This window comes from Streptomyces sp. NPDC058701 (genome assembly GCF_042715295.1).
Lineage (GTDB): Bacteria > Actinomycetota > Actinomycetes > Streptomycetales > Streptomycetaceae > Streptomyces.
The window spans coordinates 69,570-93,262 of sequence record NZ_JBHXSY010000021.1 but is presented as its reverse complement, the minus strand read 5'-3'; the positions used below and the strand labels follow the sequence as shown (position 1 = coordinate 93,262).

Here is a 23,693-nt window from a genome sequence, read left to right as displayed (position 1 = left end):
TTGACTCCGTCGGGGATCTTGGAGTCCCCCGGTGCGGCAGCGTGATCAACGGGCATGCTCGGCTGTTCCGGTGACCGATGGAATCGTCGAGGTGCCCGTTGTCTCTCCGCCCCCGTTCCCGTGAGCGAGCAAGCTCCTTAGCAGGGAGCGCGGTTGCCGCCTCCACCACCCGGATTCCTGATCGAGGAGGACGAGCCAGGTTCGGGGGTGTGCCGCTGGCCCCCGAGGCGTTCAGCTGGCCGGTGTGCGGCGACCACTGCGGAGGGCCGATGCAGTTCTTCGCGCACCTGCCGGTCGAGTACGGCGTCCTGTCGGTGTTCGTGTGCCAGAACGATCCGGGCGCCTGCGAGCTGTGGGACGCGACCTCCGGGGCGAATCGGGTACTTCTCTTCCCGCCCGCGGGACTGGTACCGGTGGCCGTACCCGAGAAGGGCGTGACGCTGCTGCCCGCAGTGTCGGCGATCACGACCCGGGTCGTGACGCTCGAACCCGAGGAGGATGACGGCGACGATCTCCCGCGCGACGCATACGACCTCGCCCGTTCAGGGTGGAAGCGGGAGCCCTACGAGCGGTTCGGGATGCAACGCGAGGTGCTCGGATCGCTCGGCGGCAGCCCCTCATACCTGGACGACGACCGGTTGCCCGGGTGCCCGTCCTGCTCCGGCACGACGGAATTCGCGGCACACGTGGAAGAGGGGATCGACCGGCAGACCCAGATGAACCTCGGTGGCCGGTTGGGCTACGTCTTCGTCTGCCGCCCCTGCTCCGAAGGCGCCTTCCTCACGGGCTGAGCGCGCCTGTGGTGGCAGGCCCCGCCGCTTCGCGGATGCGCCGCCCCCACTCTCCTCCTCCACCGCAGTCTCCTCCGTGCCGCCGCTGCCGGGGGCCGCACCGGCCCATAATTGCCCGTAGGGCACCCCGTATGCACCGCCGGGCAGCAGAAACGGCCTGCGGCCCCGCTGCCCGCAACCGTAGGCGTCCTCAACTGTCGAAACACCGGCATCCCCCCGGTTGCGCGTCTGTCTTCCACTGCGTCTTGGGGCCCGCTCTCGGCGGGCCCCAAGGATGTGCGAGTTATCCGGCGATTTCGATCTTGCCGTTGGAGGAGTTCGGCTCGGGCATGGCGGACGTCTTGGCGGCGGTCAGCCCGCCCAGGAGTTGGGCGAGGTCGACGCCGGTGGTGGAGGAGAGAAGTTCCATGCCCTGGGCGACGTTGTCAGTGACCGTGCGGGAGAGCTTGCTCGCGCCATCGGTGGAGATGACGGTCATCTTGTCGATGGCGGACAGCGGTTCGGCTGCCTTGGCCACGACCTGGGGCAGTGCCTCGACCATCATCTGGATCATCGCGGCGTCACCGTAGCTCTCGAAGGCGTCAGCCTTCTTCTGCATCGCCTCGGCCTCGGCGGCGCCCTTGGCCAAGATGGCCGCCGCTTCCGCGTCGCCCTCCAGGCGTACCGCTTCGGCGATGGCCGCACGGCGGGCGCGTTCGGCCTCACCGCGCTTGGCACCCTCGATGGCCTCGGCCTCGGCGAGGGCGGAGCGACGCTGCTTCTCGCCCTCACCCGTCAGACGGGCCCGCTCGGCCTCCGCCTGGGCGGCCGCGATGGCCGCCAGACGCTCCGCCTCGGCCTGCTTCACGCGGGCGACCCGCAGCGCTTCGGCTTCCTGTTCCGCCTGGTAGCGGCGGGCGTCGGCGGGCTTGCGGACCTGAGTGTCGAGCTGGCGGTCGGTCAGCGCCGCTTGGCGTTCGGCGACCTTCTCCTGCTCGGCCAGGATCTGCTGCTGCCGGTCGGCGTCCGCCAAAGGGCCTGCCGCGTTGGCCTGGGCGGTCGCCGCGTCGGTCTCCGCCTTGATCTCGGCCTGCCGCAGGTACAACGTCCGCTGGGCGACGGCGATCTCCTCCTCGGCCTTCAGGCGGGCCTGTTCGGCGGCCTGGCGGGAGTTGGCCTCGGCGATGTCGGCCTCCTGCTTGGCGCGGGCGGCCTCGGGGCGGCCGAGGTCCTCCAGGTAGGAGCCCTCGGTGGTGATGTCCTGGATCTGGAAAGCGTCCAGGACCAGGCCCTGGCCGGACAGGCTGGCCTCGGCTTCCTCCGCCACCTGCCCCGCGAAGGCGGCCCGGTCGCGGATGATGTCCTCGACCGACATCCGGCCGACGATGGCCCGCAGCGCGCCCGACAGAACTTCTTGGGTGAAGCCGACGATGCCTTCCTGCTGCTGGAGGAAACGCTGGGCGGCGGCGCGGATGGCGTCCTCGTTGCCGCCGACCTTGACGATCGCCACGCCTTCGAGGTTCGCCTTGATGCCGCGCAGCGTGACCGCTCCCCGCACGGCGATCGGGATGTGCCGGCTGGACAGGTCGAGGGTGTAGCGCTGCTGGACGAACGGGACGACGAACACGCCGCCGCCGACCACGACTTTCTGGCCGGTGTTGTCGGTCGATATCCGCCCCGTCTCCGGATCGGTGGACCGCTTGCCCCGGCGTCCGGTGATGATGAACGCCTCGCTGGGGCCGGCGACCTTGTAGCGGGTGACGACGACGAGGGCGAGCAGGACGAGGAGTACGGCGACTCCTACGACCGCGGTGACAACAGGACTCATGGCGGTTCCCCCCTGCCTCCCGGAAGGAGGCGGACTCAAGGGCTGATGGAAAGAGGATCGGAGGGTGGAAGGCTTTGGTTGGCGCTGCTCAGCGGTGCACGGCGCGGACGCTGACCGAGGTCGTGGACGGCGTGGCCGTCACCCAGATCTCGGCCCCCCGCTCTATCGGGGCATCGGCGGTCGCGGCGTACTTCAGCGGCTGGCCGCCGAGCGACAGCAGTACCTCGCCGTAGCCGTCGGCCGGGATGGCGGTGACCACCCGGCCCGCTGAACCGACGAGGTCCGCTTGACGGGGGGCGCTGCCGTCGCCGTCGCGTTGCAGGGCCCGGCTGAAGCCGTACGTCGCCCAGCCCGCGCCTGCTCCGGCCACGGCCCCCGCGGCGGCTGCCGCTCCCTGCCCGAGCCCCGTGGACCCGAGCACGATCGCCCCCGTGAAACCGAGCATCGAGACGAAACCCGCGATCACCGGCAGCGACAGCCACCCGTCGAACAGTCCGTCCAGGACGCCGTCCAAGGCACCCTCGAGGACCCCGTCGAACACCAGCGAGGCAGCAAGCAGGACGATCCCCCCGATGCCGAGACCCAGAAACAAGCCCATGAGCACCTCCCCGTGCGACTTCCTTTTCCCGCTGGACGACAGCAGATTGCCAGGAGGTCCCAGGCTCACACATTGCCTGTCGTCGGCAATCTTTACGCCTCTTTGACGCAGATGGGGGAGGCGTCGAGGATCGGGGCCCGCTTGTCAGTCGGCTGCGGCGCCGCGCGGAGCGTCGTAACCGGAACGGGGGCGCGCGTGGCTGCCGGGTACAAGGCATCCTGAGGCCGTGTCGAATTCCCTGCCGGCTCAACTTCTGCTTCCCGCTGGTCAGATGGCCGTCTGTGGCGACGACAGCCGGCGGCTCCGCCACCCTCGTCGGCGACCCGCCCGACATCGTCATCGCCAGCCGGGCCGGCCTCACCTTCAACTACTTCCCCGGCGGCTCGCAGGAACCGCGCGCCCTGAGGCGGGGGCTCACCCCTGGGTGTCGGGCCAGTCCAGCAGGCGGGCGCCGATCACCGCGGTCTGGAGGGTGTAGCGGTTGACCGGGTCGGCCGGGTCCGCGCCGGTGAGGCTGTGGATCCGCTCCAGCCGGTAGGTCAGCGCCCGCACGCTCAGCGACAGCCGGCGCGCGGCCTCGGTCGCCACGCAGCCGCTGTCGAAGTACGCGGTGAGGGTGTCGATGAAGGTCTGGGCGCCGCCGCGCCCGTTGCGGAGAGGGCCCAGTACGTTTTCCACCAGGTCGGCCATCGCCTGCCGGTCCCGCGTCAAAACCGGGTAGACCAACAGGTCAGCGGCGTGTAGCACCGGCCCGTCGAGGCCCATCCGCTCGGCCAGGTCGAGGGCGTTGAGCGCTTCCTCGTAGGAGTGCACCACGCCGCCGGCGCCGGGATGGGAGCGGCCTATGGCCACTTTGCCGCCGTCAGTGGCGGCGTACGCCTGCTTGGCGATGAACGCCAGAACGTCCGGCTGGTCCCCGGGGGCCACGCAGATCAGGCGCCCGTCCTTGGTGGTGAGCAGGATCTGCCGGCCCGCGAACCGAGTCAGTACCGCCGACTCGATCCTGCGTGCCACCTGGTAGCCGTCGCCGTACGGCTCCGGGCCGCTCGCCACAGCCACCGCGTGGGCCTGAGAGAGGCGCAGCCCGAACCGTTCGGCGCGCTCCGCCAGCCTCCCGAGATCGCTGCGCCCGTAGAGGAGGTCGTCGATGAACTCGCGACGTGCGGCCTCCTCCTGGCGCACGGCCTGGTGCTGGGCGCGCTCGTAGCCTTCGACGAAGGCGTCCACTGCTTGTTCGGTCACGGCAAGAAGCGAACCCGCCTGCTGGATCGGCACCCGGGTGAGGACCTCCTGGGACACGGCCAGGTGCTCGCGGATCATCACGCGCAGCATGAGGCCGAGCTCCGCGGCCCGCTCCCCCTCGGCGCGGCGTGCCTCCAGCTCGGAGCGCGTCATCCGGCGCCCGGTGCTGCAGGCGTCGCGCAGGCATTCGGCATACCCCGTCAGCTGGACCTGCGGTGCTTCCCGCTCCGTCACGCACTCCCCCGTTCTCCTCGCGCCGGCGAACCCATTGACGCGCAATCAGGGTGCCACAGGCAGCAAAGGGTCCTCCCCCGACCCCGAATAGCGGGTAGAGACTGCCGGGCGACGGCAATGCGCTACCGCAAAGCGACCGAGATGATCAAGAAACGCCCTTGTGTCGAGGAGAGCTGCGCCGTGCCCGGCATCCGATGGTCGCTGCCGCGCGGCAGTTGGACGCGGCAGGCACTGACCCGCGGCCGCCCGCAACTCCCAGACGTCGTCGGCCCGTGGTTCGTCAGCAAGCATGGGCAGCCTGGCCACAGAGACGAACACCGTCGTCTCCCCGGGTCCGGGCGGTCAGCCGGTCGATCCCAGCGCTTACGTCTTCCCGCAAGGATGGGCGTAAGCCGTGGCGGCCAGGGCCCTCTGGGCCAGGTGGAGGAGGCCACCCCCTGCTGGGTGACGACGCGGGTCGCCTCGACGGCGAGCAGGCCGCTGGTACCGGCGAGGTGCACGCCGATGGCTGGGGCGCTGACCGGGGTCCACTTCGCCCAGTCGACGCAGGCGGGGCGGTCTGGGCGTTGTCGCGCTGACTGTCGCTGTGGCCTTTGGCCGCGCAGTCCAGGCCCACCGGTCCCCCTCAACGGCCCTGCGAACCACGCGGCGGGCCCCGCATCGGTCATGCTGCGCGGGACAGTGCTGCGTTCGGACATGAAGGCTCTACGAAGAGACACGGCGCAGGCCGACATAAGTGTCGGCACCGCAGTCACCGTCACCCCCGCCCTGGGCAAGCCGCCATGCCGGCCGCGCCGAACGGCCCTGCCTTCGAGCTCTACGGCCACAGTCAGGTGACCTGCCCACTCGGATGGGCCTTGCGACCGGTCGCAGGGGTCAGGGCACAGGGCTCACGGCCCCCGTCCGGCCGACGGAGCCGCCGCTGCTGAGTCCGGCCGCCGGCCCCGTACCACACCGCGGCCACGACCGTGGCGAGCGCGGCTTCGAGCAGGTCGCCGCCGTAGTACATGACCTGGGCTCCGGCTCGCAGATCTGCCGGCGCGAACGCGGTGCCGGGGGGTGGCACGGAGTAGAGAGTCTTGGCCAGGACTCCGTGCGCGGCGCCGGCGGCCAGCAGCGTCGCCCCGCGCACGGCGACGTTCCAGCGGTGGTTCACGGGGTCGAGCTGGCAGATGGCGGCGGTGAACAGCAGCCCGGCCGCCAGGACGTGTGCGTTGACCAGAGCGTGCAGCCACGGCTCGTGCCGTACGGCGGCGATCAGCGGTGTGCGGTACAGCACCCAGAGCCCCCCGACGTCCACCAGTGCGGCCAAGGGCGGGAAGACCAGCCAGGCAACGGGACGGGACCGGGCGAACGCGATGACCCCCCGACGCGCCGGCCCGGGAGCCAGGGCGCGCAGGGCGAGGGTGAAGGGGCGGGCCAGGACGAGCAGGAACGGGACCGCCATCCCGACGATCACGTGCTGGACCATGTGCGTCGTGAAGGGCCTTCCCGGCAGCGGGCCCACGGTCGCCCAGACGACCGCGAAGCCGCCGGCGCAGAACACCGCATCCCGCCACCACGGCCAGGCATCCCCGCGCCGGCGCAGACGCCGCGCGGCCCCCAGATAGGCGACGGTGACCAGGACCGCGGCCACCACCGCGATCAGCTCGGTCAGCCCGCGGCCCGGGGCAGGACCGGAATGGACGTGCGCGAAGATCACGTCGTCGGGCTCGGCCGGCTGCCACGCGCCGCGCGGACGGCCAGCGCTGTGCCGAGCAGCAGCAGGGTCACCGCGGCGGAGTTCCAGGCCCAGTCGTAGGGGGTGACGTCCACGCCGTAGCGGATCTGGTGCAGGCGCAGCAGCTTGTGGTCCACGATCCCGTCGAACAACTGGAACATCCCCAGGCCCAGGACGAACCCGGCCCAGGCGTGGGCGGGGGCCAGCGCGCGGCGGCGGCGCAGATCGGCGTACAGAAAGAACCCGGCGACCAGGGCCAGCAGTTCGGCCGTGTGCAGCAGTCCGTCGGACATGAGCCCCACGCCGGGGGTCGACCGGTCGTAGAAGTGGTGCCAGCCCAGGATCTGATGGAAGACGATCTCATCCACCGCGGCCATCACCGCCACCCCGATCAGACCGCACACCACCATCGACCTGCGCGGTTCAGGCCGAACGCCGGGGACCGTGTGCGGATGGGCCGATGAGCTCATGAAGTGCCTTCCGCCGTGCCGAAGATCGGTCTGCTGCTTGAGTACGCCTACCCCAGCCCACGGTTCGTGCGCGCGGGGCGCTGCATTCGGGTGACGTCGACGTGGCCACGGCTGCATGGGGACAACCCCGGCAGCGGGTGGCCGCACAGCATGCAGGCACCCCCTTGCGGGGAACGGGGCCCTGCACTTCGACCAGGCCGCGCTGACCGCGTTGTTCGATGTGGCCAAGCCGGAGACGCCCTGGGTCATCTTCGGGCCTCGCGAAGCGGTTGAAGACGACGTCCGCGCCGAGGAGTTCGCCGCGGGGGTCAAGGATCCCGACGTCGTTCATCCGTATGGAGGGTGACTTCCTCACGTGGCCCTGGACCTCGATGTCTGGCGACCCGAGGCCGCCGGGCGCCCGAAGGTTTCCTGAGTCCGGGCCGTACGGGACCCGGTTCGACTCCTCGGACCGGCCCAGAACCTGGACCGTCGGCATGCCGGCGTGCCCGCCGCCCACCGACCCGACCAGGGGGTTGGAGGAGGCTCACTGTGGGACAGTCCGCGTCTGCGGCCCTCGCGGCTACGCGTCCGTAGGGCCGGGTACCGCCACCGGATCGAGGGAGTCGACGTCCTCCATGAAGCTCAGCATCCGGGCGTTGACCAGGTCGGGGTGGTCGATCTGCGGCCCGTGGCCGGTCGCGGCGATGATCTCGGCGCGGGCGCCATGCATCAGACGCGGTACGCGCTCCAGCTGCCGCTTGGGGTGTACGAGCAGGCTGCGCTTGCCCATGATCAGGTAGAACGGCGTCCGGATGGAACCCAGTTCCGCGTCCGACAGCGGCAGCGGCGCGGGGCGGCGGATCTTGAAGGCCTTCACGCCAGCCTGGATCCACGTACGCAGCTCGGGAACGATGATCACCGGCTGCTCCAGCCACTTGGCGAGTCGCGGTCGCCACGCCTTGGGGGCGTAGGTGGCGAAGAGGCTGGCGAAGATCCATACGAAGAAGCGCAGCCCCACCTTCTCCAAGCCGCCCGGGTCGAGGGCGGTGACCGAGGCGAGGCGTTCGGGCCGAAGGTGGGCCTGGTTGATGACCAGCCAGCCGCCGTACGAGGAGCCGACGAGGTGGACCTTGTCGAGGCCCAGCGCGTCGAGGGCCTCATCCATCCACTGCGCCGCGCGCTCGGGCTGCCACATGGGCTCGCGCTGGACGCTGCGGCCGGGGTCGCCGGGAGTGTCGAGGGCGTAGACGGGGCGCTCGGCGCTCAGCGCGCGGGTGTTGGGGTACCACTGCGCGGAGCAACCGCCCGAACCGTGTATCAGGACCACGGGCGTGCGTGACGCGGCTGCCGGGTCGGCGGGACCGTACCGGTAGACGTGGGTGGTGCCGAAGCTCGTCTCGACGTCCGTCTCGGAGCGGACGGGCGCTCCCTTGGCGTAGAGGACGTCGCAGGTGGCGAAGTAGAGGTCGCGCAGCTCGTCGCTCACGTAGCGGCCGATGTCTCGTCGCACTCGGGGCGCGTTCTCGGGCACGGGGCACCTCCAGGAAGATCCGTTTTTCGTGATACGAACGTACCACAGTGTTGATACGGCGGTACCATGAAGATGTTCGGACCGAGCCGGACTGTGAGCCCTGAACCACCCACCCCACCCACGGCCGGAGACAGCACTGATGCCCAAGCGCGTGGACCACGAGGAACGGCGCGCCCAGATCGCCGAAGCGCTCATCCAGGTCGCGGGGCGGCGAGGGCTGCACGCCGTCGGCATGCGCGACGTGGCCGCCGAGGCCGGCGTATCCCTCCGGCTCGTGCAGTACTACTTCGAGACCAAGGAGAAGCTGCTCTTCTACGGACTCCAGCACCTGACCGACCGCTTCACCGCCCGCGTGGGCGCCCGCCTGGCCGCCGCCGGCCCGGACCCGGGCCCACGCGCGACGATCGAGGCGCTGCTGCTGGCATCCCTGCCGACCGACGAGGAGAGCCGGACCTTCCACCTCCTGTACAGCTCCTACTCGATCCTGTCCGTGACCGACGGAGCACTCGCCGCCCAGCCCTTCATCGACAACCCCGACGCGGCCGAGAATGCGCTCACCGGCCTGATCGAAGGAGCCCAGGCGGCAGGTCTGGCCGATCCCGGCGCCGACGCACGCACCGAGGCCATCAGCCTGCTCGCCATGACCGCGACCATGGGCACCAGCATCCTCGTCGCCCAACGGACAGCAGAGTCAGCTATCGCCGTACTCCGCCACCACCTCGACCGCATCTTCAACGCCAGCGGCCACACGCCCCCGGACGCCGGACAACGGACAGACCCCAACACCTGTTCATGATGTCGGCTCGTACCAGTGCCCGGACCCGCGCGACAGCACGGGCGCCGGACGGGCAAGCACGACTGCGAGCGGGAAGTCCACCCGCCCAGCCTGATCCCGGACCCTGATCGGCCTGGACACCGCCGGGGCCAACGGCAACCACGGCGGCCGCCCGTCCGCGGTCGACGGCGACGTCCTCGCCGTCGCCCTGCATCGCCGCGACGCCGCGGAGTCCGGCACCGCCATCACCAAGCACCTCGGCGTCGGCCACTCCACCCTCTACCGCACCCTCGCCACGTACGACGAAGCCGCCGCGACCACCGCGGATGTCTGCGCCCGGTGACCTCGATCGGCCCGACCGCGTTGGAGGATGTGTGAGTACCCAGCGGACGATCTCCACCTCGCGTCGTCCGGCATCAGGCGCCGAGGCCGGGCTGGGCCGCCCCCATCGCCGGGCACCTCGACACCGGCCGGCCCACCCTGTACCGCACGCTCGCCGCATACGACGAGGCCATGGCGGCCACCCGCCCGACGGCCGCCGGCACGTGACGAGCAACCCCACGACCAGGCATGACGGGCTGGGGCGAGATATTGCGTTGCGGGAAGGCCCGGGGCCCGCCTAGCCTGTTTCAGTTCCGTCGGTGCCCGTTCCGGGGCCCGGCGCTGTGTTTCGAGGTGATGACGTATCTCCCAGGCCAAGTAAGTAGCCGCTCGTTCTGAGGCTCTTTTCCAGTTGTCCGCCATGGCGGACAACTGACGCATGCCTCGACGGCGGTGCCCCCTCATGGCCTGGGCCCGTTGCACCCTGCTTCCCCCCTGTCGCGCTGTCGGCGTGCGGGGGCATGCCCAGGCCTGCCCCTTTTTCCTTCTGTACGCGAACAGGACTCTTCTCCGTGTCAACCGACACCCATACAACCGGCCACCCACGCCCCACCGGGGCCAGCCGGGCCGCCACGATCGCTTTGGTCGTGGTGCTGATCGCCGAGCTGATGAACGCGCTCGACGGCTCGATCGTCCACACCGCACTCCCGTCGATCCAGGCGGACACCGGCGCCACCAGCGCCGCGGTGCAGTGGATCCCCGCCGCGTACACCCTCACCTTCGCCCTCGCCTTGATCACCGGCGGGCGCCTGGGCGACCAGTTCGGGCGCAAGCGGGTCTTCATCGCCGGCACCACCGTCTTCACGCTGGCGTCGCTGCTGTGCGGGATCGCGACGAGCCCTGAGCTCTTGGTCGCCGCGCGGGCCCTGCAGGGGGCTGGAGCGGCGGCGATGGTGCCGCAGGTCATGGCCGTCATCGCGGTGACCTTCCAGGGCGAGTCCCAGGCCAAGGCCTTCGGCATGTACGGCATGATCATGTCGCTGGGCGGCGTCCTGGGACCCGTCCTGGGCGCGGTCCTGACCGCCGCCGACATCGCAGGTCTCGGCTGGCGGGCCATCTTCCTGATCAACCTGCCCATCGGCCTGGCCACCGTGCTCTTCGCCCTCCGGTTCCTCCCGGAGTCCCGGGAGCAGCAGGCCCGGCGCCTGGACCCGCTGGGCATGCTGCTCTCGGCCGCGGGCATGCTGCTGATCGCCTACCCGCTCACCGTGGGCGGCGAGCACGACTGGCCCGTTTGGAGCTTGGGCATGCTCGCCTCGGGTGTGGTCGTGCTGGCCCTGTTCGTGGCGCAGCAGCGGGCCAAGACCGCCAAGGACGGCTCCGCGCTGGTGGCGCTGTCCCTGTTCGAGAGCAAGGCGTTCGCCGGCGGGCTCGCCGCCCAGCTGGTCTTCGGGCTGGTCTCCGGGACGTTCCTGCTGACGTGGGTGCTGTTCATGCAGTCCGGCCTCGGCCTCACACCCGGACAGTTCGCCCCCGCGTCCGTCGCCATCTCCATCGGCGGCATGGCCGGCGCCATGCTCGCCTCCACATGGGCGGGCCGTCACCTGCGGCGCGTGCCGCAGACCGGCGCGGTCCTCATCGCGCTCACCCTGGTCGGCTACCAGCTGCTGGTCTCCGCCCAGCAGACCGGGATGCCGTTCGCGGCAGCCGTCGCCCCGATGATCCTCGTCGGCGCCGGATTCGGCATGGTCGGCGCGGGTCTGGCCGGTCTGACCCTCAGTCAGGTCGGCCACCAGGACGCGGGATCCGCGGCGGGACTGTTCAACACCGCCATGCAGCTCGGCACCGCCCTCGGCATCGCGATGGCCTCGGTGGTGTTCTTCCAGTACGCCCCCGCGGGCAGCCACGGCACCACCGTGACCGATGCCTTCGCTGACAGCGTCTGGTACGTCATCGCCGCCCTCGCGGTGATGTGGGCGCTCATGTTCCGGCTCCCCAAGCCGTCCAAGGCCACCGCCTGACCCCGTCGGCGGCCCGCCCTCACCGGGTGGGCCGCCGGCCCCCTTTCCCCTTGGCGGATGTGTTCCGCCGCAGTCGATGTGAGGTGATGACGTATCGCCCAGGCCCGGTAGCCGTCCCTTCCGGCACGGACAGCACCCCCGCGGTGCCGCATCGGCATGCCGGAAATGACGGCCTCGCTTCGGCCTGGGCCCCTTCTTCCCGTGCGCTGTCGGCGTGCGTGGCGGCCCTGGCCTGCCCGCATCCCCGAACGCACCGGAACAGGAACTCCTCCCGTGTCCCACGACACCCACCAGACCATCAGCAGCCCGCCGCAGGGCGCAGTCCGCGCCGCGGGCCGTACCCGGGTCGTCACCCTCGCCGTCGTCCTGACCGCCGAGCTGATGAACGCCCTCGACGGCTCCGTCGTCTACACCGCACTGCCCACCATCGCCGCCGACACCGGCGCCACCACCGCCGCCCTCCAGTGGATCCACGCCGCCTACACCCTGACCTTCGCCCTCGGCCTGATCACCGGCGGCCGGCTCGGCGACCTCTACGGCCGCAGGCGGGTCTTCCTGACCGGGACCGCCGTCTTCACCCTCGCGTCGCTGCTGTGCGGGATCGCGACCGGCCCCGAGCTGCTGATCGCCGCCCGCGTCCTCCAGGGCGCGGCGGCCGCGGCGATGGTGCCGCAGGTCCTGGCCACCCTCCACGTCACCTTCAACGACGGTTCCCGGGCAAAGGCGTTCGGGCTGTACGGAACCGTCATGTCGCTCGGCAGCGTCACCGGCCCGGTCCTGGGCGGAGTCCTCACCCAGGCCGACCTGTTCGGCCTCGGCTGGCGCCCGATCTTCCTGATCAACCTGCCCATCGGGATCGGCGCCGTCGTCCTCGGCCGACGCTTCCTGCCCGAGTCCCGCGACCGCGCCGCCCGCCGACTGGACCCCTGCGGCATGCTCCTGTCCGCGCTCGGTCTGCTGCTGATCACGCTCCCGCTCACCGTGGGCGGCGACCACGGCTGGCCCGCCTGGACATTCGCGACGATGGGCACCGGCCTGCTCATCGTGGCGCTGTTCGTGGCCCAGCAGAAGGCCAAGACCCGTCAGGGCGACTCGCCCCTGGTTGTCCTGTCCCTGTTCACCGGCCGCGCCTTCAGTGCCGGGCTTGCCACACAGCTGGCGTTCGGCCTGCTGTCCGGGGTGTTCTTCCTATCCTGGTCCCTGTTCATACAAGACGGCCTCGGCCTCACCCCGGGCCAGGCCGCCGCCGGGTTCGTCTCCGCCTCCCTGGGAGAGATGGGCGGCGCCTGGTTCGCCATGAGCCTCGTCGCCCGTTACGGACGAGCCGTCCCTCAAGCCGGAGCGCTGCTCGCTGCCGCCACCCTGGCCGGCTACCACCAGCTCATCACCACCGAAGGCACCGGGATGGGAACCGTGCTGGCCGCGGCCCCGATGCTCGTCGTCGGCCTCGGCCTCGGCATGATCGGCGCCCCCCTCGCCGACCTCACCCTCGGCAGGGTCCCCAACAAGGACGCAGGATCGGCCTCCGGCCTCTTCAACACCGCCACCCAACTCGGCATCGCGCTCGGCACCGCCCTGACCAGCGTCATCCTCTTCAACCACCTCAGCGCCGGCACCCGAGGCCCCGCTGTGAACACCGCCTTCGCCACCAGCCTCTGGTACGTCATCGGCACCCTCATCACCATGTCGGTGCTGATGCTCCTACTCCCCAAGGCGACCCACTCCAGCTGACTGACAGGGAGAGCGGCGTGCCCCGCGCTGTCGCCCTCCCCCAGCAAGAGGCCACTGACGAAGGTAGGGGGATGCACCCCGCACCCGGCTCTCCGAGTGGCCGGGTACGGGCCCTGTTCGAGCGGCTCGGTGCCCCGAGGTGTGCCGGACGAGACGAGAGGTCGGGCAGGCCTGGGCCGGGGCCGACGACGTCGGACTGTTCGGCCGTTCGGAGACCTTCAGCCCCAGCACAAGCCGGCCTCCGGCTGCCGCAGTCCGCCTCCGCGCGGTGACCGCACGGCTGGTCAAAGCCGCCGCGCCATCGCAGGCGACCACCCCCGGGTCCCGTGCAGCCGCTCTCCGGTGGCCGCTGTCCACCAGTATGCGAGCGTCCGGGGGCGCGGGCCTGGCGCACCGTTCCTGCAGCGCTTCGGGCCGCGAGGGGCCCCGTACGCGGGGGCCGCGCACGGGGAACGGGCCGTACCGGGCAGGTCCCGCCCGCCTGATCGGGCCCCGGGATCCCGCGCAGGCATGCCGTCGCCGGGACGGGGCAGAAGCCGATCGCGAGATGGGAGAAAAGACATGATCGCACTTGGAATCATCCTGTTGATCGTCGGCTGGCTCCTCGGCATCTCCATCCTCTGGACCATCGGCATCATCCTGCTGGTCATCGGTGTCATCCTGTTGATCATGGGGTCCGTCGGTCACGCGGTCGGCGGGAGGCGTCACTATTGGTAGTCGTCCGGTCTCACGCGAAGGCCTCCCGGCCACGGGCCGGGAGGCCTTCGCGTTCCGCCGCCCGGGCCAGGCCGGCGTAGACCGAGGCGAACGCCGACGCGGCTGCTTCGATCGAGTAGTCACCCCGGACGGTCTCGGCCGCCCGCGCCGTCATCGCCGCGACATCGCCGTCCGGCAGCGCGAGCAGCCGTTCCACCCCCTGTGCCAGCCGCGCGGCCGAGGACGTGTCCAGGAGCAGGCCGTTGACCGTGTCCCGGAGGTAGTGCGGGACGCCCCCGCGGCCCGTCGCGGCGACGGGCAGACCCGCCTCCATGGCCTCCAGGACGGCGATGCCGAACTCCTCCTTGGCGCTGGGGCAGACGTAGTGGGCCCGGCCGGTGGTGGCGGACCGGGCAAGGGCCCGTTCCAGGCAGCGCACCTCCGCGTTGGGCAGGGCGGGGACCAGGGCGAGGCGGGCGGCGGCCTCGGGGTGGGCCGCGCGCAGGCCCGCGATGGCGGCGCGCACCTCGCGTTCCGCGTCGTCCGCCGTGTCCGCGCGGGCCGATCCGCCGACGACGACCAGCGTGGAGCGCAGGTGCATCCCGGACTCGATCCAGGCCCGGACCAGCACGTGCTGCTGCTTGAGCGGGTGCAGCCGGCCGACGGTCAGCAGGAGCGGCAGTCCCCGGGCCGCCGGGTCCAGCGCCGACGGCCGGTCGCCGGCGCCGAAGAGCAGCTCCAGCAGCCGTTCGCCGCGCGGGCGCTCGTCGGGGTGGGACCGGTGGGCGGTGATGCCCTCCGGCGGCGCGGCGGGGCCCCTGCCGCCCCGTACGCCCGCGAGTTGCGGAAAGTGGCGGACCAGCTCGGCCGTGCCGCCGGGGCCCGGGATCCCGACGACCTCGTCGGCCCGCTCGACCAGCCGGTCGGCCGCGAAGACGCGGTGCAGGTCCTGGCGCAGCTCTTCCCGGTCGGCCGCCGTACGGACCCCGTCCCCCGTGTGCCGTTCGCTCACGCGGCGGTGCGGGTCCGGTGTGGCCGTGAACACCACGCGGGCCCCCAGCCGCCGGGCCGCCTCCGCGACGGCCAGGGAGCCGTCGTCGGCATACCGGACGTGCACCAGGTCGGGCCGACGGGGCAGCTCGCCCAGGAGCCGTCCCGTCCACCAGGCGACCGCGCCCGCGGTGTCGGCGGCGGTTTCGGTCCCCGCGTGGGTGTCGGCGGGCAGGCCAAGGGTCCAGTGCCCGGGGCCGCGCGGCCGCAGGAGCCCCTGACCCGGCTCCCGGTCCGGGTCGCCACCCCCGCCGGTCACGAGGGTAACGACCGCATCGACGGGGGCGGTGCACGCGAGCGCGTCGCCCAGGCTCCCCAGGAGCACCCCGAGACCGCCGCTGGCCCCCTCCCCGGGGCTGTCCATGGCGCCGAGGAGCATGGACTGGACGACCAGGAGCCCCCCGCCCCCGGGGATCCGCGGCGGGTCGAGCAGCCGCGCGCCCGACACGGCGGCGAGCAGGAGCCGTTCGTACGGGTCGGCGGCCGTCTGGGGTGCGGGCAGCAGGCCACGGTCGTGCGGGTGCCGCGCGAGGTGCCGCCACAGGGCGTGCCGGGCGGGACGGGCCGTAAAGGGCTCCCGTTCCCGCAGCCGCGCCCAGCGGACGGCGTCCAGGGGCCTCAGCCGGCCCGCCGTGGCCAGGTCGAGGAGGAGCGCGGCGGTACGGGGATCCGTACAGCGCGGCAGCTCGTCGCCCAGGGCGCGCCGGGCGCGTTCGGCACCGTAGCGGCGCAGGGAGTCCGGCCACGCCTCGGTGACCGTGGCGCGGGTGCGCCGGTCCCCGCACCGGGCGGCGGCCACGAGTTCCTCCGGGGGCGTGGCCAGGCCGAGGCGCAGGGACCGCCGCATCCGGGCGATCCGGCGGTCGACGGGATCGGAGAGGGCGCCGAACTGCCCGGAGGGGAGGTACTCGGCCCGCAGATAGGGGGCCAGCGGACCGGCGGGGAGCGGGAGCCCCCGGGACGCGCCGGGCGTCCAGAACGCGTGGCGGACGGCGACGAACGGATCGGGCCGGTCCTGCGGGGCGGCTGAGTCCACGGGGCCTGCTCTCTCGCTCGGGTGGGGGGTCACCCGTGCTTCCGCCGACCCGGCGGCTTCGGATGCGGACGGCCCCCCGGCTGCTGCGCGACGGGGCGGACGTCCTGCTGCCGGCCACCGGCCGCTGCGTGGCCGAGGCCCTCGCCGCGGCCCGTCGGCACGCGAACCGAGGGCGGGCCCCGGGCGGGCTTCGCGGACCCGGCGCGGTGGACCGGTCGCCCGGCCCGCACCGGCACCCCCCGGGGCCGGGCTCGGCCCGGCGGGGCCCCTTTTGCCGGACGGTGCCTCCGCGGCGGGCCGGGCGGCGGAAGAGCAGCCGAGTGCCGAGTGCCGAGTGCCGGATACCGCGTACCCGTGCCGAGGGCCGCAAGCCCGGAGCCGAACCTACGGAAGTGAGCCCCGCATGCCCCGCGTCCACGTGATCGCACCCCCCTTCCGGTCCCACGCACAGCCGCTGTCCGTACTGGCCGGCGAGCTGCGGGCCGCGGGGGCCGAGGTGCGCTTCGCCTGCGCCGAGGCCTTCGCACCCCTGGCCGGGGCCGCGGGCGTGGACTTCACACCGCTGACGGTCACCCGCAACGCGAACACCGGCATCGCCCGGCGCACGGCGCAGGGCCGGGAGGAGGCGGCGCGCCTGGAGGAGTTCCTCGACGCCACCCGCGCGGGCGCCGTTCCCGCCCTGCTCGCCCAGGCCCGTCACCGCCGGGCCGACATGCTCGCGGAGCCCGAACGCGTCCTGGCGGAGTTGCGGGCGCTGCACGCACGGTGGCCCGCCGACTGGTACGTGGTGGACCAGCTGAGCTACGCGGTCACGCTCGCGCTGCACTGCCTGGGCCTCCCGTACGCCACGTTCTGCCCGGGACACCCCAGCTACCTCACGCACTCCGCGGGCGCCCTGTTCGGGGTGCCGTACGCCTGGCCGCGGGCAGTGCGGCCACCGGCGGCGGACCTCCTCGCACTGCGCCGGGAGGCGCAGGCCAACGACATCGCCTTCACCGAGCTGTTCGCCGCGTTCGCCGCGCGCCACACACCGCACCGGCCCGCGCCGGGCCGGGCGTTCGCCCTCAGCTCCCCGCACGCCGTGGTCCTGAACTATCCGCGGCTGGACTGGCTGCCCGGGCCTGCGCAGGACCCCCGGTACGTCTTCAGCGGGCACTGCACGCGCGCGGAAGCGGCCGGCCCGGGCCCGTTCTGGGAGACGGAACTGCGCAGGCTGCGGCGGGCCGGCCGCCGCGTGGTGCTGGTGGCGCTCGGCACCTTCCTCTCGGCGCGGGAGGACGTGCTGGAGACGGTGTGCCGGGGCATCCTCGCCGCGCGGCCGGACGTGTCGGTCGTCCTGGCCGCGGGCGACCGGGCCGACGTACTCGCGCACCTGGCGGGACCCCGTACGGCGATCGCGGCGACCGTCCCCCAGCAGGCCCTGCTGTCACGGGTGGACGCCATGGTCCACCACGGCGGCAACAACTCCTTCACCGAGTGCCTGGCCGCCGGGGTTCCGGCCCTGGTGCTGCCGTTCTCCAGCGACCAGTTCGCCATCGCCCACGACGCCGAGCGGGCGGGCGCCGGCCTGTGCCTGGACCCGCACGGGCTGCGCCCCGACGACGTGGGCAGGGCCGTGTCGGCGCTGCTGGACGCCCCGGGGCACGGTCTGGCGGGCCTGAGCCGTCAGGTCCGCTCGCTGGGCCCGGCCCGGGCGGCCCGGCGGCTGGTGGCGCTGATGGCCTGAGCGGGACGTACGGAGCGGACACGCCGCGCGGGGCAGGACGTACGGAGCGGGCACGCCGCGCGGGGCGGGACGTCAGCGTGCCGGACCGCCGAGGTCCGCCAGGACCTCGCGGGCCGCCCGGGCCCCCGAGGCCAGCGCGCCCTGCACCGAGCCGGTGGCACGGTGGTCCCCGCACACGTACCGGTGCGCGCCGAGCCGGGCGGGGCGGGAGAGCGGCCACGGGCCCGTCATCGCCGGCAGCGCCTCCTCGACGGTGCGCACGGCCACCTCCTCCCACGAGGCGGAGTCCGTCCCGTACACCTCCGCGAGCGTCCCGAGCAGCGCCGTCCCGGTGCCGGACGAGCCGGTCCCGAGCACGGAGGTGGCGACGAGGGACGTCCCGGCGGGCGCGTAGCCGGGCGACACCTCGCTCAGGACACAGGTGTTCAGGAACCGGCGCGCCACGTCCGTGACCAGGTCGGGACCGTACCCGCGCAGGCCCGGTGCCGCGTGGTACCAGGTCGTCACGGTCCGGTACGGGGGCGGCTCGACACCGTCCAGCAGGCGCCGGGCCACACCCGGCCCGGTGGCCACGACCACGGCGGCGGCCGCCAGTTCGCCGTGCTCCGCGGTGAGCACGCCGTCGTCGGTGAGCGCGGTGACGGCGGTCTCCAGGCGGACCGTGCCCGGGGGCAGGCCGTCGGCCAGCTGCGCGGGCACCGCCCCGATGCCGGCGGCGGGCAGGCACAGGGTGCCGCGCAGCATGCTGCGCCATACGAGGTGGAAGACGCGGCCCGACGTCTCCAGTCCGTCCTCCAGGAACACCCCGGACAGGAACGGCCGGAAGAACTCCTCGACGAACGTCTCCGAGAACCCGGCCCCGCGCAGCACTTCGAGGGTCGTACGCTCCCGGCCGCCCCTGCGGAGCAGCGCCGCCGGGGCGCACACGTCGCGCGCGGCCAGGGCGCCGAGGGCGGCCAGGTCCCGGAGGGACACGCCGCTCGCGAGCAGTCCGCGTGCCTCGCGCGGGCGCCGGCTCGGGTCGACGAGCCGGCGCATCCGCCCTTCGCCCGTATGGGTCACCACTCCGGGGGTGAACGGCGAGAGCCTCAGGGCCCGCAGGTCCATCCGGGCCTTGACCTGCGGGTAGGACGTGTTGAAGACCTGGAACCCGCGGTCGATGACGAAGCCCCGCACCCGGTCGCTGCGGACCCGGCCGCCAACGGCGTCACCGGCCTCCAGTACCTGTACCGGCAGCCCGGCCGCCGCGAGGTCGCGGGCGCAGGCCAGCCCCGCCAGGCCCGCTCCGACGACCAGTACGTTCCGACTCGTCCGACGCGTGTCCACGGTGTCCTCCGCTCTCCGTCCGTCCCCGTACTCCTGGGTACCGGATACCCGGTCCATTCCCCCGCCGACGCCCCGGGGGATGCACGCCCGGTCCGCTCGGGATCCGCTCCGGGACCCGTGCCAGGACCATTCCGGGACCGCCGCGGACCCGGTGCGCCGGCCCGCCGCGCCGTCGGCCGCGGGCGGACCGGGTGAACTCCGCGGTGATGGTTTCGCCTGATCGGGGCAGGCACGGCGTATGACACATGCAACTGCCCGTCTGCTGCACCTCGTACGCCGGTACCGGGAGCCGGCCGTCGTCCAGGCCGTCCGGTCGACCGCCGCCGCGGTCGTCTCCTACGTCATCGCGCTGCGGCTCAGCAGCGAGCCGGCTCCGCTGACGGCGCCCCTGACCGCGCTGCTCGTCGTCCAGGTGACCCTGTACACGACGCTCACGACGGGCGTCCGGCGCGTGAACTCGGTCGTCGCCGGGGTGCTCCTCGCGATCGGTTTCAGCGCCCTGGTCGGACTGACGTGGTGGAGCCTGGGCCTGATCATCCTGGCGTCGCTCGTCGTCGGCCGGGTCGTCAAGGCGGGCGAGTTCGTCCCGGAGGTGGCGATCAGCGCCATGCTGGTCCTCGGCGTGACGCGGGTCGCGGACACGGCCTGGGACCGGGTGCTGGAAACGCTGATCGGCGCGGCGGTCGGCCTCGCGTTCAACGTCCTGTTCGTCCCGCCGGTCTGGGTCGGTCCCGCCAGCGAGGCCATCACGGACCTGGCCGCGCGCATGCGCACCCTGTTGCTGCACATCGGCGACGAGTCGGGCGATGCGACGACGGTGGAGAAGGCGGCCGCCCGCCTCCACGAGGCCCGCCGGCTCGACAACGACATCGCCGAGGTCGACGGCGCGCTGCGGCAGGCCGAGGACAGCCTGCGGCTCAATCCGCGCGTCCGCGAAGGTCTCCTCTTCCGGCTGGTGCTGCGCACCGGGCTGGACACGCTGGAGATCTGCGCGGTGGTGCTGCGCGTGTCCTGCCGTACGCTCACCGACCTCGCCCGGTATCGCGGCGACGAGCCGCTCTTCCCGCCGAAGACGGCCCTCGCGCTCAACGACCTGTACCAGCACACGGCGGTCGCGGTGGAGTCCTTCGCCCAGCTCATCACGGCCCAGGTCAGCGCCAACGCGGAGGCGGCCGAGTCCCGGCTCTCCGAGGAACTGGCCACCGCCCGCCACAGCCGCGAGCGCCTCGCCGCCCTGCTGCCGGAGGAGATGGAACGCAACCCCGGGCAGTGGCAGCTGTACGGGGCCCTGCTCGCCGAGGCGGACCGCGTACTGGACGAGCTGAGCGTGGAGAAGCGCTCCGAGCGGTTGATGGAGGAGCTGGACCGGCACGCGCGGGCGCGCCGCGAGCGCTATCCCCGCCTGCACCGCCTCACCCGGCGCACCCGCTCCCTCACCCGGTCCCTCACCCGCTCCCGGTGAGCGGGCGGGTGCGGGAGCTCCGGGTCAGGGCGCGTGGCCGGGCTCCACGTCCCGGACGTCGCCGTACCGGAGCGGGGCGGGGCGCGTGCCCCCGGCGGGACGCTCTCGGGCGGGACCGTCCCCGGCGGGCCCGCCCTGGTCGGGACGGGGACGGCCCTCCGCCACGGGAGCCAGGAGGAAGCCCACGTGGTCGCCGCCCTCGATCTGTCCCTCGACGCGGCCGGTGAACCAGGTGTCGGCCTCCACGAGGACCGGACTGCCCTCCGTCCCGGGCCGCCAGGCCGTCCCGGCGAACGTGTCCACGCGGTCCCCGGTCCGGCTCCCGAACCTCTCGGCCAGCGTCTTCTGGTCCGCGCGCAACAGGTGAACGGTCAGGTGGGAGGCATCACGGGCGACGCGGTAGGTGTGGTTGGCAGTGGACAGCCAGACCACGAACCGCGGGGGGTGGATCGAGCACTGCGAGGCGAAGCCCACCAGGCAGCCCGCCCGGCGGTCCCCGGCGGCGGCCGTGACCACGTACATCGGACCGTCCAGATCTACGGTGAAGGCGTCCAGATCCGTCACAGTGGCTCCTCGTGGTGCGTCCCGTACGGGGCGGCTGCCCGCGTTACCTCCGGTCAAGCGTGCGCCGGGGCGACCGGCCGACGTGGTTGCCGCGGCGCGTTCCCCCGGCGGTGGCGAATCCGACGGGCGCCCCGGGACAGAAGGAAGGACGTGAGGCAGGTGCGGCAGTCACATCCGCGCGGGCGTCACGACCCCGGAGCACGCCGACCCCCAGGAGTACAGCCGTGGCAGCATCCGCGACACCGACACCGACGCCGACCCCGACCCCCGCGCGGCGCGGTGGGGCGAGGAGCTGGGCGGCCCTCGCCGCCTTCCTCGCCGTAACCTTCTGCGTCGCCGCCTTGGGCGCCCTCGCCTCCGCCGACGCGGGCGACGTCTACGGGGCGCTGCGACGACCGGCGTGGGCGCCGCCCGCCTGGCTGTTCGGCCCGGTGTGGACCGTCCTGTACGCCGCGATCGCCGTCGCGGGGTGGCTGGTCTGGCGCCACCCGGACCGTTCGCGCGCCCGGCGCGCCCTCGCCTGGTGGGGTGTACAGCTCGCCCTCAACCTGGCCTGGACGCCCTTGTTCTTCGGCGCCCGCCAGTACGGGCTCGCCCTGCTGGACATCGCGCTGCTGCTGGCGGCGGTGGCCACGACGCTGGTCCTCTTCCGGCGTCTGAGCCGCACGGCGGCGCTCCTGTTCTTCCCCTACCTGCTGTGGGTGGCCTTCGCGGCCGCCCTCAATGCGGCCGTCTGGCAGCTGAACACGTAGCCGGGGGCGGGCGGGCACCCCGCCCATGCCGGATATCGGGCGTTCTCCTCACCATGGCCGACGGGCGCCGGCTCGCCGGCGCCCAGCGCGGCCCCGACGGCGCCGACCGCGCGGCGCCCACCGTTCGTCCGCCGTACGCGACGGCCTGACGGGGCCGCCGCCCGCCGCATCCGCATCCGAGGTCAGACGCCGGTGAGGGCCGCCGCGCCGAAGGAGACGTCGAAGCGGTCACACCAGATGGTGACGCTCGTGTAGTCCGCCGGGTTCACGCCGGCCGGGAGGGCGTAGTTCTGGTCGCCCTTGTTGCCCTTCAGCTTGCCGAGGCTCACATGCGCGCCGTCGTCGAAGACGCGCCAGCCCGCGACGCCCTCCAGGACCGGGGCGTCGGTGAGCCACACCCGCAGGTCCGGCCCGTCGCTGGTGTCGAGGTCCTCCAGCCGCAGCGTGTGGGAGCCGTCGGGCAGCCGGATGAGGGCGGCCTTGCCCGTGGTGGCGTGCTCGTGGCTGGTGAACGTCCCACCGGACAGCGTGGCCGGCGTGGCCGGCGTGGCGGCGGGAACGGTCGGGGACGCGGCTCCGGGCGGGGCCACGGCCGCCGGCGCGGTCGGCAGCGCGTCGCTGACGGTCGTGTCCTGCCACAGCTTCCAGGGCTGGAACCAGTACAGCCCCACCCCCGCCACCAGGGTCCCGGCGACCAGGCCGCCGGTGAACAGCCTGCCGCGGCGCCGCTTCGTCTCTGCCACTGCCACTGGTGTTGCCTCCTCGAAGGGATCCGTTCCCCGTATTCAACGGGTCCGGGGCACGTGACACCAGGTCAGAGGTGATGACGGAATCCTTACACGGTCCGCACCGGCCCTCCATCCGGATCGCTGCCGTGCCCGACCCGGGCGGGCCCGCCCCTCGAACCCCGCCCGCCGCGGTGCAGGCCGGCGCGGAGTCGGTCTCCGCGCCGGCCGGCCCGGGAGCGCGGGCGAGGGGCAGCTCAGCCGCGGCGCCACAGGGCGGGGACGTTCGGAGGCTCCCAGCCGGGCACGGCGGTGTGCCCCTGGACGCAGGTGTACGCCGTCCCTCCGTAGGTGACCCGGTCACCGGCTCGGTACGCGGTCCCCGGCGCCCAGGTACCCGCGGGCGGGGTGCTCGGGCCGGGGGTCGTCGCGGTGGGGGAAGGCGACGGTGTCTGCGGGACGTCCAGGACGAAGTCGAAGGTGCCCTCCTTCCCCGGGCCGTTCTGACGTACGTTCATCAGCAGCCGGGCGTCGAAGATCGAGTCCGTGGAGTTGCGCGGCTCCCCCGGAAAGTACAGCTGGGTGGTCAGCACCCGTCGGCCCGGGGCCTGAACCTTGACGTGGAGGTGCCGGGTGCGCCCCGGGTAGAGCCCCGGCACGATGGTCGTCAGCCGGAACGCGCCCTGTTCGTCGGTGAACTGGTGGCCCCGGAACGCGAACCCGGTGTTGTCGTACGCTCCGTTCACATCGGCCTGCCAGAAGTCGAGCAGGGCGCCCGCGACGGGCAGGCAGGCCCGGCCGAAGACGTATCCGCTGACCGTGAGCCGCGTGCCCGGGGTGGACGCGGTCACCAGGGAGGTGCGCGGCGGGGAGTTCGGCTTGAAGTAGGGGCCTTCCGTCTGGGGCACGGTGGGGTGGTCGCCGTCGTCGCAGGCGGGGGTCAGTCCGGGCACGGCGCCGGACCCGCGCTGGTCGCGGGCCAGGGCCGCTCCCCCGCCGATGAGCAGCGGTGTGCCGGCGGCGAGGGCGGCGGCCTTGAGGAAGCTCTTGCGGCTCAGGCGGCCCGGCCGGACGGTGGGGGCGGGGAGGCTGTCCGGCAGTGCGGGCCGTGACGGGTCGGTGGCGTCTTCTCC

The 23,693-nt window shown here is 73.0% G+C and carries 19 protein-coding genes; 8 read left to right on the top strand and 11 right to left on the bottom strand.

The genetic code is table 11. The annotated features are described in order from the left end of the window. Positions 1 to 209: 209 nt before the first annotated feature. Positions 210 to 791 carry a hypothetical protein gene (locus tag ACFWW8_RS22640; protein WP_386530746.1) on the top strand — a complete coding sequence of 194 codons (582 nt, stop codon included), beginning with the start codon at positions 210 to 212 and terminating at the stop codon, positions 789 to 791. Positions 792 to 1,074: 283 nt separating this feature from the next. Here the strand turns inward: ACFWW8_RS22640 and ACFWW8_RS22635 are convergent, their stop codons facing one another. From ACFWW8_RS22635 to ACFWW8_RS22610, 6 genes are all read right to left on the bottom strand, one after another. Further along, positions 1,075 to 2,598: a flotillin family protein gene (locus ACFWW8_RS22635; protein ID WP_386530745.1), complete on the bottom strand. Its 1,524-nt coding sequence runs from the start codon at positions 2,596 to 2,598 to the stop codon at positions 1,075 to 1,077. Positions 2,599 to 2,686: 88 nt separating this feature from the next. Next, positions 2,687 to 3,196 (bottom strand): hypothetical protein, encoded by a 510-nt coding sequence (locus tag ACFWW8_RS22630; protein ID WP_386530744.1) that lies wholly within the window; start codon positions 3,194 to 3,196, stop codon positions 2,687 to 2,689. Between the two features lie 414 nt (positions 3,197 to 3,610). Beyond that, positions 3,611 to 4,672 (bottom strand): PucR family transcriptional regulator, encoded by a 1,062-nt coding sequence (locus ACFWW8_RS22625; protein WP_386530743.1) that lies wholly within the window; start codon positions 4,670 to 4,672, stop codon positions 3,611 to 3,613. Positions 4,673 to 5,501: 829 nt separating this feature from the next. Beyond that, positions 5,502 to 6,374: a cytochrome c oxidase assembly protein gene (locus tag ACFWW8_RS22620; RefSeq protein ID WP_386530742.1), complete on the bottom strand. Its 873-nt coding sequence runs from the start codon at positions 6,372 to 6,374 to the stop codon at positions 5,502 to 5,504. Beyond that, positions 6,371 to 6,862: a DUF2243 domain-containing protein gene (locus ACFWW8_RS22615; protein ID WP_386530741.1), complete on the bottom strand. Its 492-nt coding sequence runs from the start codon at positions 6,860 to 6,862 to the stop codon at positions 6,371 to 6,373. The genes ACFWW8_RS22620 and ACFWW8_RS22615 overlap by 4 nt, the downstream gene beginning before the upstream one ends. 562 nt (positions 6,863 to 7,424) lie before the next feature. After that, positions 7,425 to 8,375: an alpha/beta fold hydrolase gene (locus tag ACFWW8_RS22610; protein ID WP_386530740.1), complete on the bottom strand. Its 951-nt coding sequence runs from the start codon at positions 8,373 to 8,375 to the stop codon at positions 7,425 to 7,427. 139 nt (positions 8,376 to 8,514) lie between these two features. Here ACFWW8_RS22610 and ACFWW8_RS22605 point away from each other — a divergent pair, with 139 nt between their 5' ends. The 4 genes from ACFWW8_RS22605 (at position 8,515) to ACFWW8_RS22590 (ending at position 13,940) form a co-directional block, all read left to right on the top strand. Beyond that, on the top strand, positions 8,515 to 9,171 hold the full coding sequence (locus ACFWW8_RS22605) for a TetR/AcrR family transcriptional regulator (protein WP_386530739.1): 657 nt from the start codon (positions 8,515 to 8,517) through the stop codon (positions 9,169 to 9,171). 947 nt (positions 9,172 to 10,118) lie between these two features. Beyond that, complete coding sequence (locus ACFWW8_RS22600) at positions 10,119 to 11,492, top strand: MFS transporter (protein ID WP_386530738.1); 1,374 nt, start codon at positions 10,119 to 10,121, stop codon at positions 11,490 to 11,492. 273 nt (positions 11,493 to 11,765) lie between these two features. After that, positions 11,766 to 13,223 (top strand): MFS transporter, encoded by a 1,458-nt coding sequence (locus tag ACFWW8_RS22595; protein WP_386530737.1) that lies wholly within the window; start codon positions 11,766 to 11,768, stop codon positions 13,221 to 13,223. 561 nt (positions 13,224 to 13,784) lie between these two features. Next, complete coding sequence (locus ACFWW8_RS22590; RefSeq protein WP_386530736.1) at positions 13,785 to 13,940, top strand: DUF6131 family protein; 156 nt, start codon at positions 13,785 to 13,787, stop codon at positions 13,938 to 13,940. A gap of 10 nt (positions 13,941 to 13,950) precedes the next feature. On the opposite strand, the gene ACFWW8_RS22585 is transcribed toward ACFWW8_RS22590, so the two are convergent. After that, positions 13,951 to 16,005 carry a glycosyltransferase gene (locus tag ACFWW8_RS22585; RefSeq protein WP_386530735.1) on the bottom strand — a complete coding sequence of 685 codons (2,055 nt, stop codon included), beginning with the start codon at positions 16,003 to 16,005 and terminating at the stop codon, positions 13,951 to 13,953. Between the two features lie 403 nt (positions 16,006 to 16,408). On the opposite strand from ACFWW8_RS22585, the gene ACFWW8_RS22580 reads away from it, so the two are divergent. After that, positions 16,409 to 17,731, top strand: a complete 1,323-nt coding sequence (locus ACFWW8_RS22580) for a glycosyltransferase (RefSeq protein WP_386530734.1) — start codon at positions 16,409 to 16,411, stop codon at positions 17,729 to 17,731. A 72-nt stretch (positions 17,732 to 17,803) separates the two neighbouring features. On the opposite strand, the gene ACFWW8_RS22575 is transcribed toward ACFWW8_RS22580, so the two are convergent. Then, on the bottom strand, positions 17,804 to 19,057 hold the full coding sequence (locus ACFWW8_RS22575; RefSeq protein WP_386530733.1) for an NAD(P)/FAD-dependent oxidoreductase: 1,254 nt from the start codon (positions 19,055 to 19,057) through the stop codon (positions 17,804 to 17,806). Between the two features lie 238 nt (positions 19,058 to 19,295). Here ACFWW8_RS22575 and ACFWW8_RS22570 point away from each other — a divergent pair, with 238 nt between their 5' ends. After that, a complete protein-coding gene (locus ACFWW8_RS22570) occupies positions 19,296 to 20,519 on the top strand; it encodes an aromatic acid exporter family protein (protein WP_386530732.1) in 1,224 nt (407 codons plus the stop codon). Between the two features lie 24 nt (positions 20,520 to 20,543). On the opposite strand, the gene ACFWW8_RS22565 is transcribed toward ACFWW8_RS22570, so the two are convergent. Further along, complete coding sequence (locus ACFWW8_RS22565) at positions 20,544 to 21,083, bottom strand: flavin reductase family protein (protein ID WP_386530731.1); 540 nt, start codon at positions 21,081 to 21,083, stop codon at positions 20,544 to 20,546. A 224-nt stretch (positions 21,084 to 21,307) separates the two neighbouring features. Here ACFWW8_RS22565 and ACFWW8_RS22560 point away from each other — a divergent pair, with 224 nt between their 5' ends. Further along, a complete protein-coding gene (locus ACFWW8_RS22560) occupies positions 21,308 to 21,835 on the top strand; it encodes a TspO/MBR family protein (RefSeq protein WP_386530730.1) in 528 nt (175 codons plus the stop codon). A 182-nt stretch (positions 21,836 to 22,017) separates the two neighbouring features. On the opposite strand, the gene ACFWW8_RS22555 is transcribed toward ACFWW8_RS22560, so the two are convergent. Next, positions 22,018 to 22,578 carry a DM13 domain-containing protein gene (locus ACFWW8_RS22555; protein WP_386530768.1) on the bottom strand — a complete coding sequence of 187 codons (561 nt, stop codon included), beginning with the start codon at positions 22,576 to 22,578 and terminating at the stop codon, positions 22,018 to 22,020. Positions 22,579 to 22,817: 239 nt separating this feature from the next. Further along, the gene (locus tag ACFWW8_RS22550) at positions 22,818 to 23,660 is read right to left on the bottom strand and encodes a carbohydrate-binding protein (protein WP_386530767.1); all 843 of its coding nucleotides are present in this window, start codon (positions 23,658 to 23,660) and stop codon (positions 22,818 to 22,820) included. Between the last annotated feature and the right edge of the window lie 33 nt (positions 23,661 to 23,693).

Bases quoted from the DNA above. Each gene is read 5' to 3' on its own strand.
- ACFWW8_RS22635 (WP_386530745.1), bottom strand. From the start codon at position 2,598: ATGAGTCCTGTTGTCACCGCGGTCGTAGGAGTCGCCGTACTCCTCGTC.
- ACFWW8_RS22630 (WP_386530744.1), bottom strand. From the start codon at position 3,196: ATGGGCTTGTTTCTGGGTCTCGGCATCGGGGGGATCGTCCTGCTTGCT.
- ACFWW8_RS22615 (WP_386530741.1), bottom strand. From the start codon at position 6,862: ATGAGCTCATCGGCCCATCCGCACACGGTCCCCGGCGTTCGGCCTGAA.
- ACFWW8_RS22605 (WP_386530739.1), top strand. From the start codon at position 8,515: ATGCCCAAGCGCGTGGACCACGAGGAACGGCGCGCCCAGATCGCCGAA.
- ACFWW8_RS22590 (WP_386530736.1), top strand. From the start codon at position 13,785: ATGATCGCACTTGGAATCATCCTGTTGATCGTCGGCTGGCTCCTCGGC.
- ACFWW8_RS22580 (WP_386530734.1), top strand. From the start codon at position 16,409: ATGCCCCGCGTCCACGTGATCGCACCCCCCTTCCGGTCCCACGCACAG.
- ACFWW8_RS22570 (WP_386530732.1), top strand. From the start codon at position 19,296: ATGACACATGCAACTGCCCGTCTGCTGCACCTCGTACGCCGGTACCGG.